9 protein-coding genes are annotated in these 13,535 nt (G+C 55.2%); 6 read left to right on the top strand and 3 right to left on the bottom strand.

Translation table 11 applies throughout. The annotated features are described in order from the left end of the window. Positions 1 to 135: 135 nt before the first annotated feature. Both IM267_RS13780 and IM267_RS13785 read right to left on the bottom strand, forming a co-directional pair. Positions 136 to 1,920, bottom strand: a complete 1,785-nt coding sequence (locus IM267_RS13780) for a hybrid sensor histidine kinase/response regulator (protein WP_193033598.1) — start codon at positions 1,918 to 1,920, stop codon at positions 136 to 138. Beyond that, positions 1,917 to 2,549 (bottom strand): response regulator transcription factor, encoded by a 633-nt coding sequence (locus IM267_RS13785; RefSeq protein WP_193033599.1) that lies wholly within the window; start codon positions 2,547 to 2,549, stop codon positions 1,917 to 1,919. Before IM267_RS13785 ends, IM267_RS13780 begins: the two co-directional genes overlap by 4 nt. Positions 2,550 to 2,724: 175 nt before the next feature. Between IM267_RS13785 and IM267_RS13790 the strand changes: the two genes are divergently transcribed. Further along, the gene (locus tag IM267_RS13790; RefSeq protein WP_063451200.1) at positions 2,725 to 3,039 is read left to right on the top strand and encodes a lipoprotein; all 315 of its coding nucleotides are present in this window, start codon (positions 2,725 to 2,727) and stop codon (positions 3,037 to 3,039) included. Between the two features lie 116 nt (positions 3,040 to 3,155). Next, positions 3,156 to 6,113 carry an autotransporter domain-containing protein gene (locus IM267_RS13795; protein ID WP_193033600.1) on the top strand — a complete coding sequence of 986 codons (2,958 nt, stop codon included), beginning with the start codon at positions 3,156 to 3,158 and terminating at the stop codon, positions 6,111 to 6,113. Positions 6,114 to 6,174: 61 nt separating this feature from the next. Here the strand turns inward: IM267_RS13795 and IM267_RS13800 are convergent, their stop codons facing one another. After that, positions 6,175 to 6,702 (bottom strand): LuxR C-terminal-related transcriptional regulator, encoded by a 528-nt coding sequence (locus tag IM267_RS13800; protein WP_063451244.1) that lies wholly within the window; start codon positions 6,700 to 6,702, stop codon positions 6,175 to 6,177. 669 nt (positions 6,703 to 7,371) lie between these two features. On the opposite strand from IM267_RS13800, the gene pgaA reads away from it, so the two are divergent. Genes pgaA through pgaD form a run of 4 tightly spaced genes read left to right on the top strand, consistent with a single transcriptional unit; the run spans position 7,372 to position 13,511 of the window. Then, complete coding sequence (pgaA, locus tag IM267_RS13805) at positions 7,372 to 9,810, top strand: poly-beta-1,6 N-acetyl-D-glucosamine export porin PgaA (protein ID WP_193033601.1); 2,439 nt, start codon at positions 7,372 to 7,374, stop codon at positions 9,808 to 9,810. A gap of 8 nt (positions 9,811 to 9,818) precedes the next feature. Next, positions 9,819 to 11,756 (top strand): poly-beta-1,6-N-acetyl-D-glucosamine N-deacetylase PgaB, encoded by a 1,938-nt coding sequence (gene pgaB, locus IM267_RS13810; protein WP_193033602.1) that lies wholly within the window; start codon positions 9,819 to 9,821, stop codon positions 11,754 to 11,756. Continuing rightward, positions 11,749 to 13,080: a poly-beta-1,6-N-acetyl-D-glucosamine synthase gene (gene pgaC, locus IM267_RS13815; protein WP_063451196.1), complete on the top strand. Its 1,332-nt coding sequence runs from the start codon at positions 11,749 to 11,751 to the stop codon at positions 13,078 to 13,080. The genes pgaB and pgaC overlap by 8 nt, the downstream gene beginning before the upstream one ends. Continuing rightward, positions 13,077 to 13,511 carry a poly-beta-1,6-N-acetyl-D-glucosamine biosynthesis protein PgaD gene (gene pgaD, locus IM267_RS13820; RefSeq protein WP_063451195.1) on the top strand — a complete coding sequence of 145 codons (435 nt, stop codon included), beginning with the start codon at positions 13,077 to 13,079 and terminating at the stop codon, positions 13,509 to 13,511. Before pgaC ends, pgaD begins: the two co-directional genes overlap by 4 nt. The last annotated feature ends 24 nt before the right edge of the window (positions 13,512 to 13,535 follow it).

Genomic DNA, 13,535 nt, shown 5'->3' on the forward strand with positions numbered 1-13,535 from the left:
TAATTTTAATGTGAAAATCAGTTCAACAATCAACTGAATATTCCCGATTCCGGGCACCAAATTCATATTAACGGACCTCCACGGAGGTACGTTTTTGCATTCTAAGCCCGCCAGAATCAACCCTTATGCATTCCCTTAACGACATCCTGACCACTGCGTAAGCAGCGCATGTAGCTTAGCCGGCTCAAGAGGCTTGCGGAGTACGAGGTACCCTTCCTGCTCTGCCTCCAGCAGAACCGGTGAATTAAATTCGCCGCTAACTATCGCGCCGCTCATATCCGGCAGGCGTTCAAAAAGCGCTTTCAGGATGTCAAAGCCGCTTTCGCCGGATCGCAGGCGCTGGTCGCACAGCACGGCGAACGGCGTAAAGCCGTCGTCGATGATGGCAAACGCTTCTTCAGCGGAGGCCGCACAGCGTACGTTGATTCCCCAGACGCTCATCAGGCTCTCCCAGGCAGACGTCACCAGCGGATCGTCATCGACGACCAGGCAGGAACCGTGCAGCGGCGCATAGCGTACCGGCTTAGCGGTGTTGTCAGAGGCGGGCGGGATATCCGGCGCGATGTCTTCGCCAGCGTATTGGGTGAAGCGCATCCAGAAGCGTGAGCCTTTACCTTCAATGGATTGCATCCCGTATTTCACCTTCATCAGCTTGGCACAACGGGCAACGACGGCCAGCCCCAGCCCGTGCCCGGCGCTATCGATCTTCCATGCCAGCTCGGGGCGGTAGTAAGGTGAGAAGATTTTGCCTTTCTCATCATCGGCGATACCGACCCCCGTGTCCCACACTTCCACCATACACTCGTCACCGCGCGGTCGGATGGCGACCAGCACGCCGCCCTTAAGCGTGTAGCGAAGGGCATTTTGAATCAGGTTAATCAGGGACTGTCGCACCAGCAGCGGATCGCCCATCACGTAGATGCGGCGTTTAGGCCGCCGGGTGCCCAGCCTAAGCGCGCGGCTGTTGGCCTCTTCGCGAAACAGCGTGATGACCGAGTCGAGCAGAGCGCCGATATCCACTTTGCCAGGGGCAGAAAGTACGTTCCCGGATTCAATTTTGCTGAGATCGAGCAGAGAATTGAGCATCAAATGTACCGAGCGAACGCTCTGCTGTAGGTCAAGAAGCTGCGGCGTCAGGCTGTCGTCCCGGTTTCGGTGGAGGATGGCTTCGATCAGAAAGCCCATAGCATGCACGGGCTGGCGCAGATCGTGGCTGGCTGTTGTCAGAAACTGATTTTTATCCAGCAATGCCTGCTCCGCGTCCTCTTTGGCCTGACGAAACTGTTCCGCCAGGCGCGAGCTTTTTTCCTCAAGCAGCGCTTGCTGAATAAAGAACGCATGTGACGTTAACGCATGGCGGTAAATCGCGAAGCCGTAAAGCAGATTCAGCATGAGCACGATGAACATCAACTCATCGAGCCGCCAGATAATACCGAGGTTCAGCACCCCCCAGGAGGCGAAGAAAAAGCGCGTAAAGGTGCTGATGACCGGCGTCAGATGCGTCGCATTGGCGGCGACGATAGCGGCGATGCTGATATTAAGTAACAGGAAAAAGTCAAAATTCTGCGTCTGTGGCGTAATTAAATAGAGTGATGAAATGCCCAGCCCGTGAATAAAGGCAATATTATTAATACGCGGAAGCCAGCGTCGCAGGGCGTCCCTTTCATCGTTTTCTTTCGCTTCGCGCTGATAGCGTCGGTGCAATATTCGTATCGCCACGGCACATAACAGATAAATGATTATCCAGATAATCGTTGGGCCGAGTTTGTCCCCAAGCATATAAATCCAGATGGCGAAAGGAATACCAACAAAGGGCACCGCGCTAAAGCTGAATACCAGCCGCAGAAACGTGTTGTTTAGCAAACGGATCTGCGCCGGAGCAGAGATACCCTCGTTTTGTAAGCTCTGGAAAAACCTCATTCCGACGGTTCCTGCTTGCCATGCAAAAGCGTGATGGCTTCGACCCGACTGTTAACACCTATCTTTTTCAAAATATTGCTGATGTGTTCTTTGACCGTGGGTTCAGAAATTGAAAGCTGGGCGGCGATTCGTTTATTTGGCAGACCGCGCATAATCATATTTAATACGTCAATTTGTCGCGGCGTTAAGTTAAATTTACTTAACCGCTCATTATTCGACTTAACGTAAATTTCGTTACCCTCAGGAAACCAGGTCAGATTATCAGTGAGGGCAAAAACGGCCCGTGAGAACATTTCTGGTGGCTCGCTTTTCAATACAAATCCGTGCCCCCCGGCGGCATGAACTTTCCGCCAGATATCATTATTGTCATCCCCGCTGACCACCAGGAGTCGAACCTGGGGGTAAAGTTCTTTTACTTCTTTGAGTAATTTCAAGGCCGTACCGGACGAGAGCCAAAAATCGATTACCAGCAAACGTGGCGGGCCATGGTCCCTAATTTGACGGTAGCAATCATCCTCATTCGTCACCACATACGCCTGCTTAAATTGGCAATGTGTAATCAGAAAATTGGCGATGCCGCTTGCTACCAATGGATGGTCATCAACGACTAACGCATAATTCTGTCCCAAAGGATCCTCCTTTTACCTTCGCATATCTTAGAGTACGGATGAATTATTCTCTACCTACCCTACTTTAGGAGGGTTTTTTCGATTAGGAAAGAGAAATATATTATTCGCTGGTTTGGGTAAAAGAAAACATAAATACAATCAGCAAAATTAACTGATTGGATATCAAGGATAATTTATGAAAAAGCCACTAATCGTTATAACCGTTACGTTGATGCTGGCGGGTTGTTCCACGTTGAAAACCGATCAGGCTATTCCACTTCTACAGGCAGAGACCGCTAAAATGCTGGGGCTGGGCTCATCAGATGAAATAACCGTGACCAACGTTAACGGCGCCCAGCCGGACGCACTGGGAGGACAAAAACTGACTTATCGCGCTACGACGGAAAAAGGGCGCATTTTTGATTGTTCATCAATGATGATGCCGGGAATTTTAGGATCCGCACCGACGCTGAGCGCGCCAACCTGTACACCTGTTGTCACACATAAATAATTAACGCCACATCAAAAGGCGTACATAAATAACGCCTTTTACATTATTCGACGTATCTGAGTTGTCATATAAAAACGATTTTCCTGACATCACGCTAATGAGTACGGAGATAGCCCGTGAATAACTCTACATCGCATTCTTTAGCGGTTAAGACGCCGCTTTCCAGACTTTACCTCGCTCTTTTTTCCGCACCGCTGCTACTGCTTTTACCTGTCGATGTCGCGCGTGCGGCTGATGCCATTTTTGATGGCGACTCGCGTATTACCGAAACGCTGGGTTACACCGGAGATGTTTATGTTGGACGTAACCAACGCGGAAACCTGCTGATCGATAACGGCAAAATCACCGCCTATAACATCAATATCGGTCGGCTGTTCGACGGCCAAATTTATGAAAGCGTGGTCACGGTCCGCGGGCCAAACGCTGAGCTTAATGCGGTGAACGATCGGTATGTCCTGCGCGGCGACCTGAATCTTGGCCTCGGCACCCTGCGGGTCGAAGAAGGCGCGCTGGCGAGCGCAAAGGAGATCGTTGTCGGCACCACCCGCGGCTACGACAGCCACCTTATCGCCACGGGTGCCAGCTCTCGTGTGACCAGTAATTTTCTTAGCGTAGGCACAGATCTGGGCGCACGCTCCACGCTGGCGATTGAGGACGGTGCGGCGCTCAGCACCGCCTACGATGCGCGCATCGGCAACGGTACCGGGCCGGGTGAAACCGACACGCTAAGCCCGAAAGCCACCGTCACGGGGAGCGGCTCACAGTGGAACGTTGGCCGTACGTTGACGCTTTATGGCGACCTGGACGTGCTGAACGGCGGTGCGGTTAACGTGGGCGGCGTGCAGGTGGCGGGCGTCTCCGGGGCAGGTAAAACGGCTGAGCTGGTTATTGCGGGCAAAGACTCGCGTTTTACCAGCGGCAGCAGCGTGAGCGTGGGCGATTATGGCAATGGCGTGCTGTCGGTGATTGACGGCGGTTCATTTTCCGCAGGCAGCAATGCGCTGATCGTGGGGACATCGGGTTCCGGCTCGAACCGGGGAGCGCTCATCATCGGCAGCCGCGGCAATATGGACACCGGCACGGGTTTAACTGAGCCAACGCTTGGCACGGCGGGCGGCGCAGGTACCCTTGATGCGAAGACGGCAATCAGCCTGCGCGGCGGGCTGTTCGGCAGCTATGTGTACTTCAACCATACCGACGCAAATTACGTCTTCAGCAACAAGATGAGCGGTGAAGGTGAGGTGATCAACACCTCCGGGCAGACGACGCTGAACGGCGATCTTTCCGGACTCAAGGCGAACGTAACCGCGCGGGGCGGTAAAGTCATCATTGCCAGCAATATTAACACCCAGCCAGAAGACGATATTTTTGATATTCAGACGCTTAGCGCGGAGAACGGCGGCACGCTGATCCTCAACGCGACGGCGGGTTCCGACGTTAGCAACGGGCTGGGCTACAGCAGCGCCGCGTCAATCAAGGCCGGCGGCACGCTGGGCGGCAACGGCACGCTGGGCCAGACCGAGATCTTGTCCGGCGGGCATATCTCGCCCGGTGACGGCACTATCGGTACGTTGACGCTGAAACGCTATCTGAACTTTATCGGCGAATCCTTCTATGACGTAGATATCGCGGGAGATGGCAGCAGCGACCAACTGCTGGTATCGGGCAAAACCACCATCAGCGATCAGGCTAAGGTACAGGTCACCGCGCTGGACCCGCAAACCAGCTATAAAACGGGCCAAAGCTACCGCATTTTAACCTCCGAGGGAGGGATTGACGGTGAGTTCGCCGGCGCGATTTCCAAATCCGCCTTCCTGGACGTGGCGCTCAAGCAAGGCACCAACGCCGTGGATCTGACCATCGCGCAGAAAGAGACCGGCGGCGAGAATCCTGGAGGCGAAAACCCGGGAGGTGAGAATCCTGGCGGTGAAAACCCGGGCAGCGGCAAGCCGGGAATTTTCCAGACCGTAGCCAAAAGCAGCAACCAGTGGAATACCGCCGGCGCGCTCTCCACGCTGACGCAAAGCGGTATGTCGCTGGCGCTGTATAACTCGCTGCTGCTGCTCAGCGCACCGGAAGCGCGCGAGGCGTTCAACCAGCTGTCTGGCGAAGTTTATCCGTCAATGCAGTCCAACCTGATCGCCAGCAGCACGCAGGTTTTTAACGTATTAAACCAGCGTATGCAGCGCGCGTTTGATAACGACAGCCTGCCGATACCACCGTTAGCAATGTCGCTGGTGCAGCAGCCGGAGCCGCAAAATAATGGCGTCTGGGGCCAGACCTTCAGCTCCTGGAGTAAAAACAGCGGCGACGGCAATGTGGGCAAGCTGGACGGCAACACCACCGGCTTCCTGCTGGGGGCAGATCGCAAGCTGGCGGATCATAACGTGCGTGTCGGTGGCTATTTCGGCTACAGCCGGGGTGATTACGACGTCGACAGCCGTCGTTCCTCAGCGGATACCGATAACTACCATCTTGGCCTGTATGCGGCGGGTCAACAGAATGCGTTCTCCCTTCGCGGCGCGCTGGGTTACACCTGGCACAAGATTGAAGGCGAGCGCAATGTTGATTTCAGCGGCTTCTCGGATCGGCTGAAGTCGGATTACGACGCCAACTCGCTGCTGGCGTTCACCGAAGCGGGTTACCGTTTCGGCCAGCCTGATATGAATATTGAGCCGTTCGTCAATTTATCGTACATCCGGCTGCATACCGACAGCTTCAGGGAAGACGGCGGTGCCGCTGCGCTGAGCGTACGTAACGAAACGATGAACACCTTCTATTCCACACTCGGGGTACGCGGTGTTACCGAGCTGCCGAAAAACGTTAACCTCTACGGTTCGCTGGGCTGGCAGCACGCTTATGGCGATAAGAATCCCTCTTCGCGCATGGCGTTTGCGGGCAGCGACGCGTTCATTACTCAGGGACAGGCCGTCGATGAGGACGTAATGGTGGGTGATATCGGCGTGAGCGTACAGCTGTCGCGTGCTGCGACGCTGGATGTGGGTTACCAGGGACAATATGGTGCGGATACCCGCGTCAACTCGGTTAACGCCAATCTGCGCTGGTCGTTCTGAATTATGTCCATTAAAAGAACCCGCCCTCGTGGCGGGTTTGTGCTTTTGGCTTCTGACTGAGCTAGGGATCGTTCCCAACCGCGTCCAGCAGTTTGTTTTTGAAGATGAACAAACACGCCTCGTTGAAGTTCCCCGCCCCTAACCGCTCCGACAGCACCGTTCGCTTGCGATAGAGGCTTTTGACCGACATATTCAGCTTATCTGCAATCTCTTCCATTGACCTCCCTGCCTTCAGCAACCGGATCATTACCGCTTCGTGTCGACTCAGGCGTAAGTTAAGCAGCCATTTGGTTGTCAGACGCCTGCCTTTCATATCGAGCACCAGATTGAATAACGACGCCATATCCGGCGCCGTAAGCGACGTGTTCATAAACAACTTCATACTGAGAAGATCCTCCTCTCGAGGGTGCATATCCAGCATAACGCAGCAGATCGTTTTTCTCGTTCTGGCTGGATGGCGTATCAGGTAATCATATAAACGGAGCGGCGTACGGCTATCAATCAGTACAGTATATTCATCTGCACCGGTATCAAATATGTTTCTGTCAATCGAACTGAGGCAAATTATATCCGGGAAAAATAGCCGCATCCCCCTGACAAGGAAACAATCCTGAGTCACTAACACAATTGAAGTCGCCACTAACCATCCCTTTTAGATTAAAGCAAGCCCGCCTCTTAAGAAAGAAGAACGCTTTCGCTTATAGCGCTTTACATTAACGGCAAATGTTTTCTGGCTTTGATCATCCCTCAATATGCACATTGGTGAGCTAGACTTTTCGTAGACTATCACTCAATGGCTGACGTTAATTATAAATAAAAAAGAATTTCAGAAAAGTCACTTCCCTGAACATTAAGAATTTTTGTCATGAAACTTCCCAAACACGCACCGGAAAGTACTTTAATTAACTGAGCAGAACTTCATTTCGAATATAACAAAAAGAAAAACAACCGAATAAAAAACCAATATTATCAATAACTTAAAAACAAACGCCGCGAATTAAATTATCTAAAAAACCGTCATCTTCCAGAATTATCTCAAAACACCCCACCCGCTTTTCAACTTATTTATCCCCCAACACATCGGGTGTACATTACCCCCAACTGAATCACCGAGATGAGGGCTCATAATTACCTTTAAGTAAGTATCCCGTAACGTAGCACCATTCAGATTTAATGTTCTCCTTTATGGCCTTTAACGCTGAGTTAAAAGGCGGCCGTGTTATGCAATGGATTCATGATAAACAAATGGCAAATAGATATGGAAAGATCGCTTCGCTTCACTACGTTATTCTTTTATCGCACCACAATATTATTACTCCTGCCTTTACTCTTTCCTGTTCTGGTTCAGGCTGATGAATCCGCTTATGCGCATCAGATTCAACAGGCACGTAACGGTAATTACGCTCAGTTTCTTGATTATCTACAGCGCTATGAGCAACAACATGCTTTAACGCCCGAACAGGTTGCGGACTGGTTACAGGTTGCCTCCTGGGCAGGGCGCGATGATGAGGTTATCCAGGTCTGGCAGCGTTATGGCATCTATATGCCGCTGCCCGCTCGCGCCATCGCTGCTGTCGCGCAATCCAGGAGAAACCAAAAGGCCTGGCCAAGCGCCCTGTCGCTGTGGAAAGAGGCGCGCAGCCTTGCGCCGGATAACGACGATTACCGCATCGGCTATGTGAAGACCCTGGCCGATGCCCGCATGGATCGTCTCGCGCTATCGGAAGCCCGGCAACTGGTAAAGGAAGAGCCTTCTTCCGCGCACCTTGAGACGCTCTCCTATGTCTGGATGCGCCAGGGAAAAAACAGGGATCGACTGCTGGCGGACATGCGGGCGCTGAGCGCCGCGCCAGGGAATGAGGCCCTTCTTCGCGAGACGATCGATGCGCTAACGGATAACCGGGTAAGCACGCCCGCACTCTGGCTGTCACAAAACGCGGCGCTCTCTCCTGCGGAGCGCCGCCGCCTTGAGCGTAACGCCGCGGCTGAACGGGTACGCCTGGCGGATATGCCGGGCAGAACGGAGAAAGAGCGCCTGCGGCTGGCACAAAGCGCATTAGATCGTTACCAGGCCCTGCTTTCCCGCTGGCAAAACGATCCGCAGGCGGCTGAAGACATCGTCCTTGCCCGTATCGATCGGCTTGGTGCGCTGTATGCGCAGGGTGATTACCGGCAGGTCATTAGCGAATATCAGGCGCTGACAGCCGCACAGCATCCGGTGCCGGAGTGGGCCATCGGCTGGGTGATCTCTGCATATTTGCAGGAGAAAAACGCCATCGCCGCCTTCTCGCTTGTGCAACGCTATCCACAATACGCCTCCGATCCGCAGGACGAGGAACATGCGCTTTTCTACGCCTGGCTGGATACGGGGCAGTATCAGGCCGCCCGCCGCTACGTTGAGCGCGAGACCCGCAGCGTTCCCTGGACCCGCCACGATTTCGGGTCCCCCACCGCCCAGCCAAACGATCGGTGGCTTACCGGGCAGTCACTCAACTTTAACTATTTGCTGGCAACCAACGCCCTGCCGGAGGCCGAAAAGCTGGCGCATCGTCTGGCGTCAACGGCACCGGGCAATCAGGGGTTACAGATTGATTATGCCGCCCTGCTTCAGGCGCGGGGCCTGCCGCGCGCGGCCGAGCAAAAGCTTAAGCAAGCAGAGGCGCTTGAACCGTCGAATCTGGAGCTTGAAAAACAGCAGGCTTACGTCGCAATGGACCTTCAGGAGTGGCGACAGATGGATTTACTGGCTGAGGACGTGCTGTCTCGCGCCCCCGCCGATCGCAGCGCCCGCCGCCTGGACCGGCTCAGGGCGGTCCACCATATGTCTGAACTGCGTCTGAACGCGGGTAAAGGATTGCACTCAGATAACCCCGTCAGCGGTACCCACGACATGAGCTGGGACGCCACGCTCTATGGCCCGCCCGTGGCGGATAGCTGGCGGCTGTTTGCCGGCGCCCGCTATGCACAGGGCAATTTTGACGAAGGCAAAGGCATCAGCCGCCACCTGTTGGGCGGCGTTGAGTGGCGGCCCCGTGACCTGACGCTCGAAGCCGAGATCTCCAGCAACCGCTATCACGGTGAAAACAAGCCGGGTGCCCGGCTCTCAACGACTTACAGCCTCAGTGACAGCTGGCAGTTCAGCGGTAGCCTCGAACGGTTATCCCGCACCACTCCCTTACGGGCGCTACGCAATGGCATAAGCGCGAACCGTGGCGAAGGCGGAGTGCGCTGGTATCAAAACGAGCGCCGGGAGTATCAGCTTAGCGCCGCCGTCAGCCGCTTCTCAGACCATAACCGCCGTCAGGAATATGTCCTCACGGGGAAAGAGCGCCTCTGGCAGACCCCGTCCCTGACGCTGGATCTCGAACCGGGGATCGCCGCCAGTAAAAACAGCCTGCGGGATACGCTTTATTACAACCCGGCGCGGGATCTGTCCGTCACGGCCGCCCTGTCCGTTGACCATGAGATGTACCGCCACTACGACACCCTCTGGAGCCAGCAGATTGTCGCCGGCGGCGGCAGATACTGGCAGAAAAATCAGTCACCTGGCGCCATTACCCTGCTGGGTTACGGGCAACGCATTCAGTGGAATAACGTCGTGGATACCGGGGTGATGCTGAACTGGGATAAACGCCCTTACGACGGCAAACGCGAAAGCAATCTCTCCGTCTCGTTTGATGCGACTTTACGCTTTTAAGGATGACTATGCTGAACACACGTTTTTCAGTGAGACTGTTACTCACCGCCTGTCTCTGCCTCAGTGCGAGCGTTTACGCGCAGGCGCTCTCGTTTATTGCGCCCAAAGAAAGGCCGCAGCAGGAGGCAAGCAAACCCTGGCCGAAAAACCAGTTTCTGGTGCTCGCCTATCACGACGTTGAAGATGATGCCGCCGATCAGCGCTACCTCTCCGTTCGCACCAGCGCGTTAAACGAGCAGATTAGCTGGCTTTTGCATAACGGCTATCACGCCATCAGCGTGCAGGACATTCTTGATGCCCATGACGGAAAGAAAACGCTGCCGCAGAAAGCCGTTTTACTCAGCTTTGATGATGGCTACAGCAGCTTTTATACCCGCGTCTGGCCGCTGCTTCAGGCATGGAACGTTCCTGCGCTGTGGGCGCCGGTGGGCAGCTGGGTGGATACGCCGTCAAATCAAAAGGTTAACTTCGGCGGTCTTATGACGCCCCGCGTTCGGTTCGCGACGTGGGACATGGTGCGCGAGTTAAGCCGCTCCCCGCTGGTTGAAATCGGCGCGCATACCTGGGCCTCACATTACGGCATTCCGGCCAACCCGCAGGGCAGCCGTGAACCGGCCATCGCCAGCCGCTTTTATGATAAAGCGACGGGGCGCTATGAAACTGACGCACAGTTCAGCCAGCGGATCGGCGATGACGTGCGCAAGGTGACGGATAAAATAACTCAGGTAACCGGAAAAGCGCCGCGCGCCTGGGTCTGGCCGTACGGAGCAGCCAACGGCACGTCACTGTCTATTGCCAAAAAAGAGGGCTACCGGCTGGCCTTTACCCTGGAGGACGGACTGGGCGACGTGGGCAATCTCAGCAGCATTCCCCGCCTCCTGATTGCCGGGAATCCCTCGCTTAAAACCTTTGCCAGTACGGTCAGCCAGATCCAGGAGCACGACCCCGTGCGCGTCATGCACGTCGATCTCGACTACGTTTACGATCCCGACCCGGCTCAGCAGGCCCAGAATATCAACAAGCTGGTCCAGCGGGTCTACGACATGAAAATAAGCCATGTTTTCCTCCAGGCCTTTGCCGACCCGCAGGGCGACGGCAAAATCAAAGCGCTCTATTTCCCCAACCGCCGGCTTCCGGTTCGGGCCGATCTCTTTAATTTTGTCTCCTGGCAGCTCCAGACCCGGGCGGGCGTGAAGGTCTTCGCGTGGATGCCGGTGCTCTCGTTCGATCTCGATCCTTCCCTGCCGCGCGTTCAGCGTCGGGATCGTCAGACAGGCGCATTGCACGAGGCCACCGATCCCTATATCAGGCTTTCGCCATGGAACCCGCAGGTTCGCCAGCAGGTGACGGAAATCTATGAAGATTTAGCCCGGCATGCCAGCTTCAACGGGATTGTGTTCCATGACGATGCGGTGCTGACGGACGTTGACGATGCCGGGCAGGATACCGCGCGCCAGAGGAGCCAGCTGCTTATTGGGTTTACCCAGGCCTTAAGCCAGGCGGTAAAGGACATTCGTGGTCCGCAAATTAAAACCGCGCGGAATATGTTCGTCTTGCCCATTCTGCAACCCGAAAGCGAAGCGTGGTTTGCGCAGAATCTTGATGATTTTCTGGCGGCCTATGACTGGACGGTACCGATGGCAATGCCCCTGATGGAGTCCGTCCCGGTAGAGGAGAGCAATGCATGGCTTACGCGTTTGGTTAAAGCCGTCGCCGCGCGGCCCGGCGCGCTCAATAAGACCATTTTTGAACTCCAGGCGAGAGACTGGTCGCAAACACCGCAACGCCCCGTTCCCGACGAGCGTCTGGTGGAGTGGATGCGCGTGCTCCAGCTGAACGGCGTCAAAAACTACGGTTACTACCCCGACGATTTCATTAACAACCAGCCTGCTATGTCCCGCATCAGGCCTGAATTATCTTCCTACTGGTATCCTGACAATGACTGATCGCATTATCGCATTCTCTATTTTATGTCTGGTGTTCGGGCTGCCATTAGGCGTTGCCGCCCTGTTTACCGGCGAGCTGATCCTGGATTTTGTGTTCTTCTGGCCGCTGTTCATGTCCGTATTGTGGATAACCGGCGGTCTCTACTTCTGGTTTCAGCTCGAACGACGCTGGCCGTGGGGCAAAGAAACGCCAGCCCCGATGCTCGCCGGTGAGCCGTTAATTTCCATCCTTATTCCCTGTTTCAACGAGGAAAGGAATGCCAGAGAGACCATCAGCGCAGCGCTGGCTCAGCGGTATGAAAATATTGAAGTTATCGCCATTAACGACGGATCTTCCGACAACACCGCCCGGGAGCTGCACCAGCTCGCGCTGGAGCAGCCGCGCCTGCGGGTGATTAACCTCGCGGAGAACCAGGGGAAAGCCGTTGCGCTCAAGGCCGGGGCAGCGGCGGCCCGTGGCGATCTGCTGGTCTGCATTGACGGCGACGCCCTGCTTGACCGCGACACGGCGGCGTATCTGGTGGCGCCGCTGATCCAGTATCCCCACGTTGGGGCCGTCACCGGGAACCCGCGCATTCGCACGCGCTCGACGCTGATTGGCCGTATTCAGGTGGGCGAGTTCTCATCCATCATTGGGCTTATCAAACGGACGCAGCGGATCTATGGCCGGGTCTTTACCGTCTCGGGCGTAATCGCCGCCTTTCGCCGCCAGGCGCTGGCGGACGTCGGGTACTGGAGTCCGGACATGATCACGGAAGACATCGACATCAGCTGGAAGCTCCAGCTGCGCCACTGGGATATCTTTTTCGAGCCGCGGGCACTGTGCTGGATCCTGATGCCGGAGACCCTCAAAGGCCTGTGGAAACAGCGTCTGCGCTGGGCGCAGGGCGGCGCGGAGGTGTTTCTGGTCAACCTTCGCAGAATAGTGCGCTGGGAACACCATCGCATGTGGCCCCTGTTTATGGAGTACGCGCTGTCAACGCTGTGGGCGTTTGCTTACGCGGTGACGGTACTGTTATTCCTCATCAGCCATGTCGCGCCGGTGCCCGCCAACCTGACCGTTGAAACCCTCTTTCCACCGGCGTTTACCGGGCTATTGCTGGGCGTTATGTGCCTGATGCAGTTCCTTGTCAGCCTGTACATCGAGCGGCGGTACGAGCGAAAAGTGGCGAGCTCGCTTTTCTGGGTGATTTGGTTCCCGATGGTCTACTGGATGATTGGCCTGTTCACCACCCTTGTTGCATTTCCAAAAGTTATGCTTAAGCGCCAGCGCGCACGCGCACGCTGGATCAGCCCGGACCGGGGAAAAGGACGTCTTCAATGAACGAAAATACCTTAATTTTGACTGAACACCGTCTACTCCCACGCCTTTTCGATACCGCGTTAACGCTGCTGGCGTGGGGAGGATTTCTGTTTTTTCTGTATGCCCGGCTGTGGATGCAGTTAACTGAAGAGAGCGAGTACCGGTGGGGAGACATCATTGCTTCCTTTAACACGGTGCTAATTTATTTGCTGCTCGCCGTACTCAACGGCTGGCTGCTGATTTTATGGTATCAGTACAATCGTCGACGTACCCACGTAAGACGCCGTCGTGCGGGCTATTTGCACCATGACGAGCTTGCCAGAAGTTTTGACGTCTCACCGCAGCTTATCTCGGAGATGAGCCAGTACAACCTGCTGACGGTCTATCATGACCAGATCGGCCGCATCATTGATCTCAAGATTAGCGAGCAGCAGGACGAGGAAGAAGCGTAAGAAAAAGCCCCCGCAGGTTATCCG

The organism is Enterobacter cloacae complex sp. P15RS (assembly GCF_014895905.1).
Taxonomy (GTDB): domain Bacteria; phylum Pseudomonadota; class Gammaproteobacteria; order Enterobacterales; family Enterobacteriaceae; genus Enterobacter; species Enterobacter quasihormaechei.